The 19,309-nt window shown below is 69.4% G+C and carries 20 protein-coding genes; 10 read left to right on the top strand and 10 right to left on the bottom strand.

All coding sequences use genetic code 11. The features are described from left to right. Positions 1-16: 16 nt before the first annotated feature. From SLUN_RS04475 to SLUN_RS04445, 7 genes are all read right to left on the bottom strand, one after another. Positions 17-1,522, bottom strand: coding sequence for a monooxygenase (locus tag SLUN_RS04475; RefSeq protein ID WP_108147252.1), 1,506 nt, complete (start codon positions 1,520-1,522; stop codon positions 17-19). 196 nt (positions 1,523-1,718) lie between these two features. After that, entirely contained in the window at positions 1,719-2,288 is a 570-nt protein-coding gene (locus SLUN_RS04470; protein ID WP_108147251.1) for a PadR family transcriptional regulator, read from the bottom strand. 115 nt (positions 2,289-2,403) lie between these two features. Next, positions 2,404-3,222, bottom strand: coding sequence for an alpha/beta fold hydrolase (locus SLUN_RS04465; protein ID WP_108147250.1), 819 nt, complete (start codon positions 3,220-3,222; stop codon positions 2,404-2,406). A 58-nt stretch (positions 3,223-3,280) separates the two neighbouring features. Continuing rightward, complete coding sequence (locus tag SLUN_RS04460) at positions 3,281-4,042, bottom strand: DeoR/GlpR family DNA-binding transcription regulator (protein WP_108147249.1); 762 nt, start codon at positions 4,040-4,042, stop codon at positions 3,281-3,283. Between the two features lie 130 nt (positions 4,043-4,172). Next, complete coding sequence (locus SLUN_RS04455; RefSeq protein WP_371413901.1) at positions 4,173-4,436, bottom strand: hypothetical protein; 264 nt, start codon at positions 4,434-4,436, stop codon at positions 4,173-4,175. Positions 4,437-4,556: 120 nt separating this feature from the next. Beyond that, positions 4,557-5,867, bottom strand: a complete 1,311-nt coding sequence (locus SLUN_RS04450) for an MFS transporter (RefSeq protein ID WP_108154525.1) — start codon at positions 5,865-5,867, stop codon at positions 4,557-4,559. Positions 5,868-5,944: 77 nt separating this feature from the next. Beyond that, positions 5,945-7,333: an NsdA family TPR-like regulatory protein gene (locus SLUN_RS04445; RefSeq protein ID WP_108147247.1), complete on the bottom strand. Its 1,389-nt coding sequence runs from the start codon at positions 7,331-7,333 to the stop codon at positions 5,945-5,947. A 132-nt stretch (positions 7,334-7,465) separates the two neighbouring features. Here SLUN_RS04445 and SLUN_RS04440 point away from each other — a divergent pair, with 132 nt between their 5' ends. The 4 genes from SLUN_RS04440 (at position 7,466) to SLUN_RS04425 (ending at position 11,762) form a co-directional block, all read left to right on the top strand. After that, entirely contained in the window at positions 7,466-7,882 is a 417-nt protein-coding gene (locus SLUN_RS04440; protein WP_306610676.1) for an SsgA family sporulation/cell division regulator, read from the top strand. 232 nt (positions 7,883-8,114) lie between these two features. After that, complete coding sequence (locus tag SLUN_RS04435; protein WP_170146550.1) at positions 8,115-9,362, top strand: hypothetical protein; 1,248 nt, start codon at positions 8,115-8,117, stop codon at positions 9,360-9,362. Beyond that, positions 9,359-11,005, top strand: a complete 1,647-nt coding sequence (locus SLUN_RS04430; RefSeq protein ID WP_108147246.1) for a substrate-binding and vWA domain-containing protein — start codon at positions 9,359-9,361, stop codon at positions 11,003-11,005. Before SLUN_RS04435 ends, SLUN_RS04430 begins: the two co-directional genes overlap by 4 nt. Then, positions 10,989-11,762 carry a hypothetical protein gene (locus SLUN_RS04425; protein WP_257153663.1) on the top strand — a complete coding sequence of 258 codons (774 nt, stop codon included), beginning with the start codon at positions 10,989-10,991 and terminating at the stop codon, positions 11,760-11,762. Before SLUN_RS04430 ends, SLUN_RS04425 begins: the two co-directional genes overlap by 17 nt. 29 nt (positions 11,763-11,791) lie before the next feature. On the opposite strand, the gene SLUN_RS04420 is transcribed toward SLUN_RS04425, so the two are convergent. Beyond that, complete coding sequence (locus SLUN_RS04420; protein ID WP_108147245.1) at positions 11,792-12,073, bottom strand: hypothetical protein; 282 nt, start codon at positions 12,071-12,073, stop codon at positions 11,792-11,794. Positions 12,074-12,142: 69 nt separating this feature from the next. Continuing rightward, the gene (locus SLUN_RS04415; RefSeq protein ID WP_108147244.1) at positions 12,143-12,634 is read right to left on the bottom strand and encodes a COG4315 family predicted lipoprotein; all 492 of its coding nucleotides are present in this window, start codon (positions 12,632-12,634) and stop codon (positions 12,143-12,145) included. Positions 12,635-12,738: 104 nt separating this feature from the next. Between SLUN_RS04415 and SLUN_RS04410 the strand changes: the two genes are divergently transcribed. The 5 genes from SLUN_RS04410 to SLUN_RS04390 all read left to right on the top strand — a co-directional run bounded on the left by SLUN_RS04410 (position 12,739) and on the right by SLUN_RS04390 (position 16,653). Continuing rightward, complete coding sequence (locus tag SLUN_RS04410) at positions 12,739-13,317, top strand: RNA polymerase sigma factor (protein ID WP_108147243.1); 579 nt, start codon at positions 12,739-12,741, stop codon at positions 13,315-13,317. Further along, positions 13,310-13,996, top strand: a complete 687-nt coding sequence (locus SLUN_RS04405; protein ID WP_108147242.1) for a hypothetical protein — start codon at positions 13,310-13,312, stop codon at positions 13,994-13,996. Before SLUN_RS04410 ends, SLUN_RS04405 begins: the two co-directional genes overlap by 8 nt. Before the next feature lie 235 nt (positions 13,997-14,231). Then, positions 14,232-14,435, top strand: coding sequence for a cold-shock protein (locus SLUN_RS04400; protein WP_093797295.1), 204 nt, complete (start codon positions 14,232-14,234; stop codon positions 14,433-14,435). 333 nt (positions 14,436-14,768) lie between these two features. Further along, positions 14,769-16,274, top strand: coding sequence for a DEAD/DEAH box helicase (locus SLUN_RS04395; protein ID WP_108147241.1), 1,506 nt, complete (start codon positions 14,769-14,771; stop codon positions 16,272-16,274). Between the two features lie 70 nt (positions 16,275-16,344). Further along, on the top strand, positions 16,345-16,653 hold the full coding sequence (locus tag SLUN_RS04390) for an SCO5918 family protein (protein ID WP_108147240.1): 309 nt from the start codon (positions 16,345-16,347) through the stop codon (positions 16,651-16,653). Positions 16,654-16,759: 106 nt separating this feature from the next. Here the strand turns inward: SLUN_RS04390 and SLUN_RS04385 are convergent, their stop codons facing one another. Continuing rightward, positions 16,760-17,800, bottom strand: coding sequence for a PHP domain-containing protein (locus tag SLUN_RS04385; protein WP_108147239.1), 1,041 nt, complete (start codon positions 17,798-17,800; stop codon positions 16,760-16,762). A gap of 177 nt (positions 17,801-17,977) precedes the next feature. On the opposite strand from SLUN_RS04385, the gene SLUN_RS04380 reads away from it, so the two are divergent. Then, complete coding sequence (locus SLUN_RS04380) at positions 17,978-19,225, top strand: FUSC family protein (RefSeq protein ID WP_257153662.1); 1,248 nt, start codon at positions 17,978-17,980, stop codon at positions 19,223-19,225. The last annotated feature ends 84 nt before the right edge of the window (positions 19,226-19,309 follow it).

Raw genomic sequence — 19,309 nt, 5'->3', positions numbered from 1 at the left:
GCGATGGACGGCCGTACTAGTCGGGTGTTCCTGCCCAGACGGTCAGCGCACGGGTTCGCTCGGTGTGGCGTGCGTGCACATCGGCGGTACGGGTTGCCCAGGCGATGTGGCCGTCAGGGCGTACGAGGATCTCGGCCACTTCGTCGAGGTCCGGGTGCTCGTCGTGCTTGGTGACGGATACGACGGTGACCCGCGCGGCCCATCCGCTGTCGAGGACCTGGCGCGCACCCGCGTCCCCGGTGAGGTCGAGCAGGACGAAGCGGCCCTGGGGGAGCAGTTCGTAGACCCGGGCGGCCTCGGAACCTGCGGCGGTCAGGGCGATGTCGGGCATGCGCCGTCCCACCAGGGGATCCGCGTCGGCGACGGTGGGCGGGTAGGCGGTGCCGAGCGCGGACACCTGCCCGGCCAGGTGGCGGTTGACCTCCTCGATGCCGAACAGCTTGTCCAGCAGCGTGCGCAGGGCGGCCGCGGGACGCTCGTACTGCGGCACCAGGGTCAGCTCCGCCAGCAGGGTCTGGACCTCGGTGTTCTCGGTGACCGCCCGCCCGATCGGATGGCGCTCGTGGTGGTAGCTGTCGAGCAGTCCCGGCGGTGCCCAGCCGTTGATCTCGGCGGCCAGCTTCCAGCCCAGGTTCATCGCGTCCTGGAGTCCGGTGTTGAGCCCCTGGCCCGCGGCGGGGAAGTGGATGTGCGCGGCATCGCCGGCCAGCAGGACCCGGCCGGAGCGGTAACTCTCGGCAAGACGGGTGGCGTTGCCGAACCGCGACAGCCACCTGGGCTCGGCGACACCGCAGTCGGTTCCGCAGATCTCCGCGAGCGAGGCCCGGAACTCCTCCAGCGTCACCGGCTCCCTGGACGACACCCGCATTCGGCGCGGATCCAGGAGTACGAACCGGGTCAGGCCTTCCTCGATCGGGACGACCAGCACACCGCGCTGCCGCGCACGGTCGAGGCTGTCGGGATCGACCATGGCGAAGTCGCCGAGTGCCCCGGTCAGTGACTCGTCGGTCCCCGGGAACCCGATGCCGGCGGCCTCCCTCACGAGGCTGCGCCCGCCGTCGCACCCCACGACGTACTGGGCCCGCACCGTCTCCAGGCCGCCGGGGCCGCGTATATCGGCCTCGACACGGTCGGCGTCCGGGCGCAGCCCGACGACCTCGTGCCCACGGTGGATCTCCACACCGAGCTCCCGCGCCCGCTCCTCCAGAAGCGCCTCGGTCCGCGCCTGCGCCACGAACAGGGTGTACGGGTGCCGGGAGTCCAGCACGGTGAAGTTCAGCCGGGTGTTGAGGCCCGCGAAGTGCCAGCCCGGCACGGTCGGGCCCAGCGCGAGGAAGCGGCCTGCCTGCCCCCGCAGGTCCATCAGTTCGACACTGCGCGGGTGAAGCGTGAGTGCCCGGGAATCCTTCTGGGCCTCGGTGCGCCTTTCGACGACCTGGGTCCGTACCCCTGCCAGCGCCAGCTCACCGGCGAGCATCAGCCCGGTCGGCCCGGCCCCCACGACGATCACATCGGTGTCCATCGGCTTGATCCCTCCAGATTTAGTGAACGATGTTCACGTGAACGCTGTTCACTATAGAGGGCGCGATGAACTCCCCGTCAAGGCCCGGCGCCGCGCGCAGGTGCCACAGCACAGAGCGGCGCGGGCCGGGTTCGTCACTGCGAACCCGGCCCGCGCCGCTCGATCCTCCGGCCCCTGACGCCGGTGCTTCGTTCTCTCAGCCGCGGCCGCCGACGGCCTTGCGCCGCGCAAGGATCTCCAGAACCTGCTCGCCCCAGCGCAGGTTCTCCTCCTCGAAGGCCCGGCCGCGCATCAGTGTCAGATAGGGGCCGATGCGCTCGGCGTCCCTCAGGTACTCCTCCTCGCTCAGGCCGCCCAGGAGGTGGTCGCGCAGCCGTTCGTAGCGCGCCAACTTGCCGCGGGCCCACTCCAGGCGCTCCTCGAGGAGGTTGCGTGTCGCGTCCGGGTCGCCCTCGTCCATGGCCTGGATCTTGACGAGGAACTCGTCGCGGATCGTGGTGGGGCGGGGCGGCTCTGCTGTGAAGTCGCGCAGATCCTGTCGGCCGGTGTCGGTGAGCGTGAACATCCGTTTATTGGGCCTGCGCTCCTGCTGTACCACGCGGGCGGCGATCAGGCCGTCTCCGGCCAGTCGTTCGAGCTCCCGGTAGAGCTGCTGCGGCGTCGCCGACCAGAAGTTCGCCACGGAGACATCGAAGCGTTTTGCCAGGTCGTAGCCCGAAGACTCGCCCTCCAGAAGGGCGGCCAGGACCGCGTACTTGAGAGACATCCGGTCACGCTAGCACTGCGATTACTCGCATCCGCACCTACTCAACAGACGGGCCGGTGCCGACGTCCCGCGCTGACGCTCGCGGGCGGGTGTGTTTCCGGCCTGGTCATGCTGTTCAACGTTCCGCGGCCGCTGCGGGCGGCAGCGTGTCGAGGAACTTCTGCAGGGCGGCGTTGAACTCGGCTTCGCGCTCCAGGTTCGGCATGTGCGCCGCCCGGCGGATGATCTCCAGTGTGGCGCCGGGGACTTGCCGCTGGATGAGGCGGGCATCGCTCACCGGGGTGAACTCGTCGTCCTCGCCCACCACGACCAGCGTCGGCACCGCGATACGCGGCAACAGGGCGATGTAGTCCGGCCGTTCGGCCCGGCCGCGCAGCGCGGCCGCGGCGCCCTCGGGTGAGGTGCCGGACATCATGGCCAGGACGTGCTGTGCCACGGCGGGCAGTTCCTTGATGTTGTGCGGCGCGACCATCTTGGGCAGCACCTCCTCGGCGTAACCGCTCATGCCCTCACGGAGCAGGCGCTCCGCCATCTCGTAGCGCACGGTTCTGCCCGCTTCCGTCTCCGCCGCCGCGAAGGTGTCGGCGAGCAGGAGGCCGCGGATCCGCCCCGGGAGCAGCCGGTAGAACTCCATGACGATCTGTCCGCCCATGGACAGGCCGCCGAGGACGAAGCGGTCGATCCCGAGGTGGTCGAGCAGAGCGGCTGTGTCGCGGACGAAGGTCTCCAGTGTCGTCCTGCCCGGTACGACGGTGCTCTCGCCGTAGCCGCGCAGGTCCGGGGCGATCACTCGCCATCCGGCCCGGCCGAAGTGCTCGATCTGCGGTCGCCACATGGAACGGTCGAAGGGGTGCCCGTGGATGAGCACAAGTGGTTCACCGCTGCCCTCGTCCTCGTACCCCACGGTGATCCCGTTGAGGGAAACCCTGCTCATGCGATTGCCTTTCGCCTGCCCCGACTTGACTCATTGATGGAAGAGCTGAGCGGACCGCTCACACCCGGATGACCTGGGGGCCCAGCAGTGAGTAGCGCTGGGCCTCCACGGCGGAGAGCGAGGTGTCGGTGATGATGGCCTCGAAGTCCGACACCTCGGCGAACCGGCAGAAACTCACCGCGCCGAACTTGGTGTGGATCCCCGAAAATATCCGTCGCCGGGCCGACTTCATGGCCTGCGCCTTCACATGCCCGACCGCCGGATCGGGGGTGGTCAGCCCGTACTCCCGGGAGATGCCGTTGGCCCCGACATACGCCAGATCGATCACAAGGCCCGCCAGCATCCTGGTCACCCAGTGATCCACCGTGGCCAGCGTGTTGCCCCGTACCCGTCCGCCCAGCATCAGCACCTGAGTGTGCTCCCGTCCCGCCAGCGAGCCCGCGGTGGCGAGCGAGGCGGTGACGACGGTCAGCGGCCGGTCCTGGGGCAGCGCCTCGGCGATCAGCTGCGGGGTGAAGCCCTCGTCGATGAAGACCGTCTCCGCCTCGCCGAGCAGTTCGACGGCTGCCGCGGCTATGCGCGCCTTCTGCGGTACGTGCCGGGTGGTGCGTGCGGCGAGCGTCGTCTCGAATCCGGCGCTCTCGACGGGGTAGGCCCCTCCGTGCGTACGCCGGACCAGGCCGTTCTCCTCCAGTACCCGCAGATCCCGCCGCACGGTCTCCAGGGAGACCGCCAACTCCGCTGCGACAGCGGCGACTTCCACCGAGCCGTTGCGTCGGGCAACCGCGAGAATGGCACGTCGACGCTCGTCGCCGTCCAGGTCCTTCTCCTCTTCGACGCTCGGCAGTGCCCCCGGTCTCCCTCAAGATCTCCCGGATTCTCCGCAAGATCCATCGGCGTTGACCAGGATATCTGTACTGCGCATCGGTGTTCGGCGCGTTGAGCCGCCCTCACGACGCCCCGGCGACCCGCCGCACGACGTGCAGCAGGTACTCCTCGCGGTTGAGCGGATTGTGGTCCGTTCGCGGCCGGTCCGGGACCGGGATCGTACTGCGGACGGGCAGGTAGCGCTCGAAGGCGGATTCGAATTCGGCCTCCCCACGGGTCAGCGCCGGGAGCTGTTGCTCCAGTTCGTGGACCCGGGCGGCCGGAATTTCCCCGTCCGGGAGGTACGTGGAGCCCCGCATCGCCGGTGAGTGCGCAACGGCGTCCAGCCGTGCGGGCGCCGACAGAATCGGCCCGAATGCGTCGGCTGGTACCTCACGCCGAAGTCGTTCGACAGCGTTGCCTGGATGACTTCCTTCTGCACCTCACCGTAGAGCGAGACCGAGACATCATCTCCTTGGCCGATCAGCTGTCGTCTGGAGTACAGCGGACGGCGCCCCCGGAAAGCAACCGGTTCTCCGGGTGTCCGGCAGCAGTACGAAGCAGGCGCTGCTCATCGCGCACAGGGCGAGCAGATAGCCGGCGACTCCCCACGGCAGTCCGGGCGCCGTCGTGGCGAGCCGGGTCGCGATCAGCGGCGTCAGGGCACCGCCCAGCACAGCGCCGATGTTGTAGGCGAAGGCTGTGCCCGTGCAGCGCAGTTCCGGCTCGAACAGCTCGGGAATGTAGGCGCCCTGTACTCCGAGCATCGTGATCACGGCGAGCAGCATCATCGATGTTCCGGCGAGGATCATCCAGACCTGCCCGGTCTGCAGCATCGCCAGGTACGGCACGATGCACAGGGCCATGGCGCCGCACCCCACCAGGCTGAGTCTGCGCCGCCCGTACCGGTCGCCGAGGACGGCGACCAGCGGAGTGGCAAGCCCCATCACCCCCATCGCCCCCATCAGGCAGAACAGCATGACGGTCGGGTCCAGGCCCAGTCGTCCGGTGGCCTGCGACAGAGCCCAGGTCGTGGCCGCGTAGTTGACGGCGTACGCGGCCGTGACGGCACCGGCCACCAGCAGTACGCGCCGCCAGTGGTGGCGCATCAGCCGGGCCAGGGGCGCCCGCACCAGCGTGCGGCGAGCGGTGAGGTCGAGAAAGGCCGGCGTCTCGTCGATCTTCGAGCGCAGGAGGTAGCCGACGAGTGTCAGCACACCCGCGCAGAGGAAGGGGACGCGCCAACCCCACGTACGGAACTGCTCGTCGGTGAGTGTCGCGGTCATGGACAGCATGACGCCGTTGGCGAGCACGAATCCGACGCTGGGTCCGGTCTGCGGGAAACTCGCCCACAGGCCCCGGCGCGCGGGCGGGGCGTGCTCGGACGCGAGCAGTACGGCCGCGGCCCACTCACCGCCCAGGCCCAGCCCCTGGACGACGCGCATGAGGGTCAGCAGCAGCGGCGCGGCCAGGCCGAGCGTGTCGTATCCGGGGAGCAGGCCGACGCAGACCGTGGCCAGTCCGGTGGTCAGCACGGATATGAGCAGGACGGTCCGGCGTCCGTGCCGGTCGCCGATGTGTCCGAAGAGCAAGGAGCCCACGGGGCGGGCGATGAAACCGGTGGCGAAGGTGGCGAACGCGGCCAGTGTGCCGGCGGTGCTCGAGAAGTTCGGGAAGTAGACCGGTCCGAAAACGAGTGCCGCGGCACTTCCGTAGATGAAGAAGTCGTAGTACTCGATGACGGTGCCGATCGAACCGGCCGCGGCGGTGCGCGCCATGGAGGGCCGTCGCGCGGGTGCCGTGTCCTTGGGGTGCTGTCGGCTTCCTTCGGCGGGGTACTGCTCGCTCGGCTCTGTCATGCGTGTTCTCCTGCCGGCCACAGACGGGCCCGTTCGTCGAAGTCAACGGCTGTCTGGGAGCCGCGGTGGGCGAAGGGCGCCAGATCCCGGCGCATGCTCCTGGCGGCCCGCACAATGCGCGCCGAACGTACGCCGTCCATGAGCTCCAGAGCCTTGCCCCAGGTCGTACAGGCCTGCTCCACATACCCTTGCCGGCACTGCATCGACCCGGCGTGCGCGAGGCTCAGCGCGGTGATGCGCTGGTACGCGGAGCCGGAGGCGCCCCAGAGTGCCTGCGAGAAATGACGCTCGGCGATCCCGTAGTCCCCGAGCAGCTCCGCGGTCTTGGCGGTGTGGGTGCCCACACAGGCACCGGCCGACCCCCACAGCGCGGCCCAGAACGGCATCTCCCTCTCGTCGGCGCCGTCCACCAGGCGCGCCGCGCGGGCGGCCTCGGCGACGGCTTCCCGCCCTCTGCCGGCCATGGCGAGGGCGCGGGCGCGGGTGACGACGTACAGCGATTCGGTGGCCGGGTCGGTGTGCCCCTTCACCCGCGTCAGGGCCGCGTCGATGAGGTCCAGGGTGTGTTCGCTGCGCCCGGTCTCCATGCCGTGGTGGGCCAGGACCCGCAGGATGAACGCCGTGTGCGGTTCGTTGCCGGCTTCCTGGGTGAGCTTGAAGGCCTGCAGGTAGTACCGCTGGGCCAGCCCCGCCTCGCCGGCGTCGTAGGCCTTCCACCCGGCCAGATAGGCCACGCACGCGGCGGCGGAGAGCATCCGCTGTTTCTGCGCCTCGGTGCGGAAGCGCGTACGGCACAGGGTGGCCACGTCGGAGACCAGGTACTGCACGAGGGCGGAGCGCCCGTGCTGGCCCCCGTGCCGCTCGTCGATGGCGGTGAAGAGTGTGGTCATCTCCCGCACCGCCTGGATCTGGCCGTCACCCGCGGTGCCGTGGGGCCGGACGGCGGTGGGGTTGCGCGGCCGGGGGACGGAATCGGCGGCGGCCGCGGCCGCGGGAAGGGCGGCGGCCGGTACGGAGTAGGCGGCCGAGCTGATCCAGGTACGGCGTTCGATGTCGGCCCGTCCCAGCCGGGTGAGCGCGTCGACCGGGTCCTGTTCCATCTCGAGCCCGAGGGAGTGATCGGTCGTCTCCGCCGCGCGCACCAGGCCGAGTTGTTCGGGTGTGACCAGCCGCCCCAGCTTCCGGGACAGCGTCTCGGCGAGGATGCGGGCGGCGGTCGCATGGGGCTGGGTGCCGGCGATCCAGTGCGCGACGGCGGACGAGTTGGTGCGCAGCGTGGCCACCCCGCTCTCCGCGCCAACCGTCCTTACATCCCTGGCCAGTTCGGCGTATGAGTACCCGGCTTCGGTGATGGCCCGGCTCAGTTGCTCGTTGCCTGTGGTCATGCGGCTCTCGTCGCCCCTTCAGCGGGTTTAAGCGGCTTAAGCGAACTCATGAGCCACGGACACTACCCACGCCCACCAGTGCTTCGTTCACTTTCCGTCAACAGAACACACTCAGGGGTGAGGTGACCGTCCGTGCAGCAGCGAGGACGCCGGAGGAGAGACATCGCGCTGACGACGGTCGAACGTGAACTGGTCTGCCAACTCGTGCTGGAGGACGGCCGGTCCGTCGCCGTTCCCACGAGGCTGGTCTACCGCACCGACGACCCGTACGCCGTCCGTGTCGCCTTCCACACCGACAGCGACACGCCCGTCGAGTGGTGCTTCGCCCGTGATCTGCTCATCGAAGGGGTCTTCCAGCCAACGGGGCAGGGCGATGTGAGGATCTGGCCCGGGAAGACGCCGCGCACCATGGGCTTCGTCTATCTGCTCCTCGCCGTACCCGGCGAACACGCCCTGCTCCAGGTCCCTGCGCTGGCGCTCTCGGCCTGGACCGAGCGCACACTGCGCGTGGTCCCCGCGGGATCGGAATCAAGCCCGTCCGGCGATTGAGGACAGCGCGACCGCAGGACGACATGGGGAGCCCCGCCGACGGGGGAGACGGCGGGGCCTATGGCCAGTGTGGCACCGACGCGCGGGAACCGAGGTGGTTTCCCTGTGCAGCGCGCGCTCGGCACCGACCTGGGCCGGAGTTCTTCACGCCAGGTTCGCCGGAAGTCGCCCGCGCGGACATCCGTTTGGGGAAAGCTGTTCCCCGAGCTGAGGGACATCGGGGGAGGCGGCCTTGGCCATTGGCGAGAGACCGGTCGTCGAGGAGCCGCGCCTGCTCGTACGGCGCCCTTCGTCGTCCCGCTGGTCACGGCGCGGCTTCCTGGTCGCCTTCCTGCCCGCGCTGGCCGCCGTTCTGGCCGGCGTGGCCGTGCTGGCCGTCTCGGGGAACATCCTTCTGCCCTTCGAGCGGGTCATCACGCTGGAGGGCAAGATGGCGTCCAAGCGGGACTTCTTCGAGGACGAGGAGGTTCAGCGGCTCCTGTTGAAGCATCACATGCGGGTCCACATCACCAGCTCGGGATCGCGCGAGGTGGCGATCCGGGACGTCTCCTCGTACGACTTCGTCTTTCCCTCGGGGCAGCCCGCAGGGGACCTGATCACCAGCCGGCGCGCGGCGGACAACCAGTACGTCACGGTGCACCGGCCGTTCGTCAGCCCCATCGTGCTCGCCACCTACCGCGAGTACGCGGAGACCTTGGAGGCCAAGGGGATCGCCACCGCGCAACCCGCCTCCGGGCCGGGCGGGCCGCTGTATTACGTGCTGGACATGCAGGAGTTCCTGAAGAGCATCGCCGATGGACTCCGGTGGAACGACCTGGGGATCCAGAAGCGCGGGATCAGCAACGCGAACCGGGTCCTCGCCCAGAGCCCCGACGTCTGTGGATCCAACTCGGCCGGCACGTATCTGGCGCTGGTCGCCTTCACCTGGCGCGGCAAGGGCGACGAGGTGCCGGACACCGACAAGGAAGCGGACGACCGCGCCCGGTCCATCAAACTCCTCCTGGAGCAGGGCCTGCCGGCCGCGGATGTGTTCCGGACGTACCTCTCCGCGGAGGGCAAGGGAATCGCGCCGGTGGTGGTGGCGTACGAGCACCAGTACCTCACCTACCAGGTGCAGTACCAGACCGAGTCGAAGAAGCTGGACTCGCAGCGCGTACTCCTCTATCCGGCCAGTCAGTTCGTGACTCAGCCGCAGTTCATCGCACTCAACCGGGAGGGCGACCGACTCGGTGAACTCATCACCCACGACCCCGAATTGCGGCAACGGGCCATGGAGCTGGGCTTCCGGATTCTCGACCCGACGGGGGAGGTCGCGGGCGACCAGCTGTCCCGGTTCCTGGAGCGGCGCCACATCCCGGTCCCCTCGATGGCGGGCGACAACACGAGGTCGTCGATGCCCAGGCTCCGGTTCCTGGAGAGGATGATCTCCATCGTGGGCGACTGCCCGGCCGCGGAGACCTCGGCCGGAGGGCCCGAATGAGGGCGCGGCCCCGCCTGGCGGGCTCAGGCCCTGTCCGGGCGACCTTGTCGGGCCCGCGAAGATCGCCCGGACAGGGCCTGGTCGCCCTGTGCCTTGCGTGGCTGCTGATCGGCGCCGCCACGGCCTGCTCGACGGGCGACTCCGAGCCGGTCACCCTGCGGGTGCTGGCCAGTTCGGAGCTCGCCGACATGAAGCCCCTGCTCGACGACCTCCACAGGGACACCGGGATCACGCTGGAGATGGACTACCGGGGCACCGTGGACGCCAGCAACGCACTGGCCCCGGGGAAGTACCGCCACGATCTCGCCTGGCTCTCCTCCGACCGCTACTTCCAGCTCAAGCTGAAGCAGGCCGGGCGCCATACCGAGAAGCCCCTGGCCACCAGCATCATGCGCTCGCCCGTCGTCATCGGCATGAAGCCCGCCACCGCCGACCGGCTGCGCCGCGGAACGCCGGACGGGCAGATCTCCTGGGCCGATGTGGCGGACGCCGCGGCGGACGGGGCCCTGAGGTTCGCCATGGCGGACCCGCGGCACACCAACAGCGGCCTCGCCGCGCTCGTCGGAGTGGCGACCGCCGCCGCGGGCACGGGCGGTGCGCTGCGTCCGCGGGACGTCTCCTGCGACCGGCTGCGCGGCTTCTTCACCGGACACGAACTCACCGAGGACTCCTCCGCCCGGCTGGCCGACGGATTCGTACGCCGCCAGGACGGCCTTGACGCCCTCATCACCTACGAGTCCGAGCTGCTCTCGCTCAATGACAGCGGAAAGCTCCGCACGCCGCTGGAGCTCGTCCATCCCAAGGACGGCATGGTGCTGTCCGACTACCCCTTGCTCCTGCTCGACCCCGCCAAGCGCGCCGCGTACGACAGGCTGGTGGAGTGGCTGAAGAGCGAACCGGTCCAGAAGAAGATCATGGAACGGACCCTGCGGCGGCCGGTCGATCCCGGTGTGCCGCGGATCCCCCGGCTCCGCGCATCCGTCGGCAATGCCCTGTACTTCCCCGACAAACAGGAGGTCGTCGACCGGCTCCTCGCCGACTACGGCGATCCACAGCGTGACGCGCCCGCCCGAGTGATCTTTCTGCTCGACTTCTCCGGGTCGATGCGGGGCGAGCGCATCGCGAAGCTGCGCGCCACCTTCGACGGTCTCAGCGGCGCCGACGACTCCCGCTCCGGAAAGTTCGTCAGGTTCTACAAGGGCGAGTCGCTCACCGTGATGCGCTTCGGCGGCCGCGTACTCGACGAGCGGAGTCTGACGTACGAGGGGCAGCGGGACCTGGACCGGCTCCGCGGGTTCGTGGCGTCCGACGACTTCGGGGCGAGCACCGCCATCTGGTCCACGCTCGATCACGCCTACGCGAAGGTGGCCGACGTCGTACGGGACCGCCCCGAGCAGGCCGTCTCCATCGTCCTCATGACGGACGGTGAGAACAACGCCGGGATGGACCTCGATGCCTTCATCAGCCGGTACGAGGCACGACCGCGGGCGGCCCGCGCGGTGCGCACCTACACCATTCGCTACGGCGAGGCCGACACCGAGGAACTCGATCGAGCGGCACGGGCGACGGGCGGACGGATGGTCGACGCCACTGCCCAGTCCCTCCTCAGCGCTTTCAAGGAGATACGTGGGTGTGTTCACTGAGGTGTGGTGGGGAGTCTGGTGGCCCTGGATGCTCCTGTGGCTGATGACGATGACCGGCGTCGTGACACTGCTCGCGCTGACGCTCACCCGGCTCACCCGTGGCGGACGGACCGGCGGTCAGAACCTCACCTACAGCATCTGCTTCTATCTGCACGACAGATCCGTGATGGATCACTACCAGATGCGCGGCTACGCTGCCGCCCTCCGCAGGGAGGTCGAGCAGCGGACGAGCGACAGCCGGGACGGGAACATCCGCGCCACGGTCTTCGGGCTGAGCGCCGGCGGCGGCAGGCGCGACAACAGCGAGATCGTCAGCAAGTACCTCGAAGTGGCCGAGCCCATCTCGGTGATCGGCATCATCATGGATGTTCTCGAGGAGAAGGACGTCATCGTCCATGTCGACCTCGTCAACCAGACCATCAGACGGAACGAGGCCCTGGCCAAGGGACTGGCGACCCTGCATGGCTCGGGGACCTCGGAGCAGACCGTACGGCTCCGTGACATCGAGGATTTCGTACTGATCAGAGGCCGGTTCCGGAAGATCAGCGAATCGCCGGAGTCCACTGTCCTCCTGGCGCCCTACGGGAACCCGGACGATCCCGGACAGGGGCCTCGCGTCCGCGTCACCTGCGCGACGGAAGGACTGCGCAACGAGGTCCCGCAGGGCACCTTCTCGGCCCGCTGCCTCGGCAAGGTCCAGGACTGGAACGCGGACGAGGCGGTCCTGGAAGTGCAGGCCATGGCGATCTTCCGGTAGCCGAAACCGGTGACGACTGGGGGGAGCCGCTACCGCACGGCGGGCAGCAGTCCCGTTACCGGCGCGGCCTGGTCGGTGAGCTGGTGGGTCTGGTTCAGCCGGCCGAGGCCGCCGAGCTGACCGGACACGGACGGCACCTCCGCCCGGTGCTCGGGGGGCACGGAGCTCGCGGCGAGCTCGTCGAGCTGGGCGACGGACAGCACCTGGGCGGGCTGATCGGCGGAGACCGCAGCGCTCGCGGCGGGTGCCGCGAGAGCCGAGGCACCGGCAGCGAGGGCTACGACGGCGAGAACGCGCTGTGCTTTGATCACGCCCTGACCAACGGCTGACCCCCGTCTGCGGACACGGCTCTCCGCGGCCCGTCACCCCTCCGGAGAGGCTCAGTAGCCGTAGCCGCCGTTGTCGGCCGGCTTCGGCGACTTGGTGATCGCGCTGCCCGCTGCGTCGAGGACGTACCAGATCTTGTCGATGCCCTGGCCGTTCACATCACCGGCCGACTTGTCGTCGGCGTAGTAGTACAGCGGATGCCCCGCATACGTCGCCTGGGTCTTGTCGCCCTTCGCGGCGGTGGAGCCGATCCGGCTCGCGTCGACACCCGCGCCCGCCTTCGGCGTGCCCTCCATCGGGGGCCACAGCCGCAGGCATGCCGCGTCGCAGTCCATCGCGTTCGTGTTCTGGCTGTCCCCGGTGAACAGATACAGCGTCCGGCCGTTGCCGTCGACGAGGATCCTGCCCAGGGAGGAGTCCGCGGCCTTGATGGTGGAGGTGTCCCGGGCGGCGGATTCACCGCCGCTCCCGCCGCCTCCACAGCCGGCGAGCCCGAGTGCCGCTGCGATGAGGAGTGCGGCCGTCCCGAGTGCGCTTCTGCTCATGATGGTGCCGTCCCTTCTCGACCCAGGTTGTACGGGTGGGAAGCGGCAACGGATTGCGTCGCGGCGGCGCAATCTCCGGGCGCCCCGGCAACGTATGTTCAAGTGTGGAGCTGTTCTCGCGCGCGGACCGCACCGACGACGCGTCGCTCATCGCCGGCTTCGCGATCGGCGACGAGGCGGCGTCGACGGCGTTCGTCCGCCGCTTCCAGGACGCCGTGTACGGGCTCGCGCTGTCGGTCACCCGCGAGCCGGGCCTGGCCGAGGACGTCAGCCAGGAGGTCTTCGTACGTGCGTGGCGCGCTGCCGGGAACTACGACCCCCGCCGTGCATCGGTGCTCACCTGGCTGCTGACCATCACCCGCAACGCGGCCATTGACGCGGTCCGGGCCCGGCGGCCGACGCCCGTGCTCGCCGACACCCTGGAGCGTCTCATCGGCGCGACGCTGCAGAGCGAGGAACCGGAACGGCTCGCGCTCGTCGCTCTCGAAAGCAGACGGGCGGTCGAACGGCTCCGCGCGCTCCCACTCGAGCAGGCGCGCGCCGTCGCCCTCGCCGTCCTCGGCGGGTGCACCGCGGCGGAGGTGGGGCAGCACGAGCATATTCCGCTCGGCACCGCCAAGACCCGTATCCGCACCGGCCTGCGCAGGCTGCGCGACGCGCTGAAGGAGGAGAGCCATGGCTGAGGGCCACCCCACCGAGGACCAGCTGATCGCTCTCGCGCTCGGCGGGCTGCTCCCGGACGAGCAGACCGCCCTGCTGGAGCACCTGGACGACTGCCGCGCCTGCCGGGCCACGTACGACGAGGTGTCGCGGACGATGGACGCCGTGCTGCCGGCGGCGCCGGCCGTCGCCCCTCCGGCCGGGTTCGAGGCGCGGGTCCTGGACCGCCTCCAGCTACGAAGGCCGGCACGGCGCCGACCGTACCGCGTCCCCGTCCTGGTCGCAGCCGCCGCGGCCGTCGGGATCGGCCTCGGCGCGGGTGTCGTGACGATCATCGGCAATGACCGGTCGCCCACCACGGCGCCCATCACCGCCAGCGACCGCGGCGCCGTGCTCGTCACCTCGACGGGATCCACGGTCGGCACGGTCGAACCGAGCCTGGCCGGTGGCCAGCGGGTCATGGTCATGCAGATCACGGACGGCCGCCCCGGCGCGCACTACACCTGCCGACTGCTGCTCAAGGACGGCACGGCCCGTGACGCGGGGGACTGGTGGGTCCCGGAGTCCGGGCGCGCGACCTGGATCGCGTACGGAGCGGCCGGGGCTGTCGACCGGGTCGAGCTTCGCACCGACGACGGCCGGCCCTGGTCCATCGCCGACCTGGACGACTGGCAGTCGTACGAACCCCCTGTGCCGTTTTGATTCGGCGCACCGGTGGGCGAAATGTAAGTACTTGCCGTGCACAATCGTTCGCATCGTGCTACTGTCGATCTCAGTTGCAGTTGTGGTTCCCAAAGACTTCAAGTGCTCTCGCTGGTTTTATGTACCGGTGGGCGCACTTTTGTATTTCCGGCACTTTTTCCGGACGGGGCATCATCACGGCGACGTGGGGCTCGCACAGTGTGAGCCTCCGGGCATTGCCCTGAAGGAGAATGACATGGCTACAGGCACCGTGAAGTGGTTCAACGCGGAAAAGGGTTTCGGCTTCATCGAGCAGGAGGGTGGCGGCCCCGACGTCTTCGCCCACTACTCGAACATTGCCGCCCAGGGCTTCCGTGAGCTCCAGGAAGGCCAGAAGGTGAACTTCGACGTCACGCAGGGCCAGAAGGGCCCGCAGGCGGAGAACATCGTTCCCGCCTGACGCTGAAGCGTATGGCGTAGCTGGGGCCCGCACCTCGGGGTGCGGGCCCCAGCTCGTTGCTGTTTTCTCAAGGATCACCAGTATTTCGCTGCTGTCCTGCCCCCGGCGGACCCGCTCACGGCTCAGGCCTGACCGAGGTCGTTCTCGGCCTCCACGGTCCGGATCCCGCCGCCTCCGCTCGGCCGACGTCGAGCATTCTTTGCGCCAGGCACCGCTGTTTTCCGTCGCGGCCCGGCTTCGTTTTCGTCTTTTCCCGGCTCGTTCCTGCGATTCTCCGGCCATGTGTTCCTGCCGAGAATTCCTCGATACGTGCCGCATCGAGGAAGGTTCTGCATGAACCGCACAGCCCGCACCAACGACCGCTACTCCCGCACCCGTACGGGTGGTTCTGCCGGCTCCGGCCGGGGCGGCTACCGCGCACAGGCCCCCAGCCGCTCAGGCGCTCCGGGCCGCTCCGGCGCCCCGAGCCGTTCCGGCGGCTACGGGCGTCGACCCGCCGCTCTGAAGGGGGAGTTCGCGCTGCCGGTCACCGTCACCCCGGCGCTGCCCGCGGCGGCGACCTTCGCCGAACTGGACATGCCCGCCGAGCTGTTGAAGACGCTCACCGGTCTCGGCATGAACGAGCCGTTCCCGATCCAGTCCGCCACGCTGCCGAACTCGCTGGCCGGCCGTGACGTACTGGGCCGTGGACGCACCGGATCGGGCAAGACGCTCGCCTTCGGTCTGGCGCTGCTCGCCCGCACCGCCGGACAGCGCGCCGAGCAGCGCAAGCCGCTGGCCCTGATCCTCGTCCCCACCCGGGAACTCGCTCAGCAGGTCACCGACGCGCTCACCCCCTACGCCCGGTCGCTGAAGCTGCAGCTGACCACGGTCGTGGGCGGCATGTCGATCGGCCGCCAGGCCGCCGCACTGCGTTCCGGGACCGAAGTCGTCGTGGCGACGCCGGGCCGGCTCAAGGACCTCATCGAACGCGGTGACTGCCGCCTCGACCGTGTCGCCATCACCGTGCTGGACGAGGCCGACCAGATGGCTGACATGGGCTTCATGCCGCAGGTCACCGAACTGCTCGACCAGGTACGCCCCGATGGCCAGCGGATGCTCTTCTCGGCCACCCTGGACCGTAACGTCGATCTCCTGGTCCGCCGGTACCTGAACGACCCGGTCGTCCACTCGGTCGACCCCTCCGCGGGCGCGGTCACGACGATGGAGCACCACGTGCTGCACGTCCACGGCGCCGACAAGTACGCCACCACCACCGAGATCGCGGCCCGCGACGGCCGGGTGATCATGTTCCTGGACACCAAGCACGCTGTGGACGGGCTCACCAAGCACCTGCTGAACAGCGGCGTACGTGCTGCCGCGCTGCACGGCGGCAAGTCCCAGCCCCAGCGCAACCGCACGCTTGCCCAGTTCAAGTCCGGCCATGTCACGGTGCTGGTGGCCACCAATGTCGCGGCCCGCGGCATTCACGTCGACAACCTCGACCTCGTCGTCAACGTCGACCCGCCGGGCGATCACAAGGACTATCTGCACCGCGGCGGACGCACTGCCCGCGCCGGCGAGTCCGGCAGCGTGGTCACTCTGGTCCTGCCGAACCAGCGTCGCGAGATGACGCGCCTGATGGCCGACGCCGGCATCACCCCGCGGACCACCCAGGTCCGCTCGGGCGAGGCCGAGCTGAGCCGTATCACCGGCGCTCAGGCCCCCTCGGGCGTTCCCGTCGTCATCGCCGCACCGGTGGTCGAGCGTCCCAAGCGGGGCGGCTCTTCTTCGCGCGGGCGGCGCAGCCGTCCCGCACAGGGCTCCTCGCAGCGGCGCAGCCGCGGCAGCGCCGCATAGACTCGGAGCCGACATCAGGGCTCACGCGTTCGAACTCCCGGGCTTTTCCCTCAATCTTGCTGAGGCCAATATGCGCTGCGTCATCGCCCGTTTCCCCTTTGACCTGGTCAAGAACGATGTACAGGAGTCGATGAAGGGCATCAAGCCCGAACCTGTGACAGGCGAGTCCGTGATCATCGGTCGCCGCGCCTACCCCGTCAAGCAGGTGGGGGAAGTGATCACCAAGCAGGACCGCCGCGACTTCACCGCCGGTGAGGTGACCAGGGCGCTGACGCGCCTCGGCTTCACGTGCCGGACCGTCCCCGCGCCGGCCGCTCCGGCTGTCCTCAGCCCGGTCGAGTCCGCGTCGGCCATGCTGGGAACTCCCGTACAGGAGTGACGGCACGGGGCCCGGCCGGAGGCCGCTGGTCACGGTCGCAGCCGACCGCGGCGGGGACGCCACGGGCGGCTGCGTAGCCTGCCGTCGCCTGAACAGGGAACCGTCTTTAGGTAATTTTGCGCGTCTGTGCCTGTTGGCTGTCTGTCCAGTCGAGCAGCTCGGCCGCGCTCCGGGCGTTGATCACCCGCTGAGCGGGGACCTCGCAGGCCTCCGCGCGTGCGCAACCGATGATCTGCCATTCGAGCTGTCCCGGCGCGTGCGCGTCGGTGTCGATGGCGAAGAAGGCTCCGGCGGCCACGGCGAGCCGGAGGAGTCGCAGCGGGGGATCCAGCCGCTCGGGCCGGCTGTTGATCTCCACGGCAGTGCCGTGAGCCGCGCAGGCGGCGAAGACCGCCTCAGCGTCGAACTGCGACTCCGGCCGCCCCTTGCCCGTGACGAGCCGGCCTGTGCAGTGGCCGAGCACATCGGTCAGCGGGTTCGTCACCGCGGCGACCAGACGCCGCGTCATGTCCGCTGATTTCATGCGCAGTTCGGAATGGACCGAGGCGACCACGAGGTCGAGCCGGTCGAGGAGTTCCGGTTCCTGGTCGAGCGAGCCGTCCGGCAGAATGTCGCACTCGATGCCGGTCAGCAGCCGGAACGGGGACCATTGCCGGTTCAGCTCCGCCACGATCTCCAGCTGCTCGCGCAGCCGCTCGGCCGAGAGGCCACGTGCGACGGTCAGCCGGGGCGAATGGTCGGTGAGTACGGCCCACTCGTGGCCCACAGCGATCGCTCCACGGCCCATCGCCTCGATGGAGCTGCCGCCGTCCGACCAGTCCGAGTGCAGATGACAGTCGCCGCGCAGAAGAGCACGCAGCTCGGTTCCGCCTTCGGTCGGCAAAACGGCCGCCTCGATCTCTCGCTCCAGCCGCTGAAGGTACTCCGGTACGTCGCCGGCCAGGGCTTCCCGTACGACTTTCGCCGTCTTCGGGCCGATGCCTCTGACGGATTCCAGCGACCCCGCCGCCGCACGTTCGGCGATCTCGGCGTCGGACATCGGAGCCAGGGCCGCGGCGGCGGCGCGGAAGGCCTGGGGCCGGTAGCTGTCCGCTCCGGAGCGCTCCAGCAGAAACGCGATCCGTTCCAGTGCCGCGACGGGTCGCATCTGATCCCTCCGCCGGTCGTTCCGCAGCCGTCGATTCCACTCTCGCCCGATCGGTGCACGACGGCACGCTGAGGGGTATGCCGGGACCGGCGCCGCCCCAGTGGACGGGCCGGGACCCCGATGCGGCCAAACGGCCGCTCCTGGTCTGCGGTGCTCAGGACCGGGAAGTACCAACGGGTGCGTGATGTCCGTGAATCACTGAGAGAGCTGCCGGCCGAGCTCGTCAGCCGGCGCCGGGACCCCGCCGTCGTCCAGACTGTGCGGTCGACCGCGGCCGCGACGCTCGCCTATGTCGTCGCCCTGCAGCTGAGCAGCGAACCTGCGCCCCTCACCGCTCCCCTCACCGCGCTGCTCGTCGTCCAGGTCACTCTCTACTCCACGCTCACGACAGGCATCCGCCGGGTGAACTCGGTCGTCGCCGGGGTGCTGATCGCCGTCGGTTTCAGCGAGCTCGTCGGACTGACGTGGTGGAGCCTCGGTCTGATCATCCTGGCTTCTCTGATCGCGGGGCGAATCGTCCGTGTGGACGAGTTCGTCCCGGAGGTCGCGATCAGCGCCATGCTCGTTCTTGGCGTGACCCGGGTGGGGGCCACCGCCTGGGACCGGGTCCTGGAGACGCTGATCGGCGCGGTGGTGGGGCTCTTGTTCAACTTCGTGTTCGTGCCCCCGGTTTGGGTCGGCACCGCCGGGGAGTCCATCCAGGATCTGGCCCGTCGCATGCGCCGACTGCTCCTGAGCATGGGTGAGCAGGTGAGCAGCCCGACCCCCGTCGAACGTGCCGCCGCCCGGCTGCACGAAGCGCGTCGCCTCGACAATGACATCGCCGAGGTGGACGCGGCGCTCCGCCAGGCGGAGGACAGCGTCCGGTTCAACCCGCGGGTCAAGGAAGGGCTGCTGCATCGCGTCGTCCTGCGCACCGGGCTCGACACCCTTGAGATCTGCGCGGTGGTTCTGCGCGTACTGGCCCGGACGCTCACCGATCTCGCCAAGGAACGCAGGAACGAAGACCTGTTCCCGCCGGAGGTGGGGGTCGCCATCGAGGAACTGCTGGCCCATGTGGCGGACACCCTCGTGAGCTTCGCGGTACTGGTCACCACGCAGGTGAGCGAGAGCGCCGAGGCGGCGGAGTCCCGGCTGGCGGGAGAGCTCGCCGCGGCCGGCGCGAAGCGTCAGGAGGTGGCGGAGCTGCTGCTCGAAGGCATCCAGCGGCACCCCCGCCAGTGGCAGCTTCAAGGCGCACTGCTCGCGGAGATCGACCGGATCCTGGACGAGCTGGATACGGACCATCGCACCCAGCGCCTGATGGAGGAGCTGGACCGCAGCGTACGCGAGCAGCACGAACGCCACCCCAGGCTTTCGGCACTCCGCCAATGGCTGCGGGGCAAGCGTCCCCGACGGGCCGCCGACCGCTTACCGGGCCCCTGAGCTGCGAAAACGTCTGGTGTGTTGCGGTTGTGGTCACCCGAGGTCAATCTGGTTAGTGACCCAGAAGCGACATGAGCTCACTCT

The organism is Streptomyces lunaelactis, from assembly GCF_003054555.1.
Lineage (GTDB): Bacteria > Actinomycetota > Actinomycetes > Streptomycetales > Streptomycetaceae > Streptomyces > Streptomyces lunaelactis.
The sequence above is the reverse complement of the archived record's forward strand: the minus strand, read 5'-3'. Positions and strand labels throughout refer to the sequence as shown.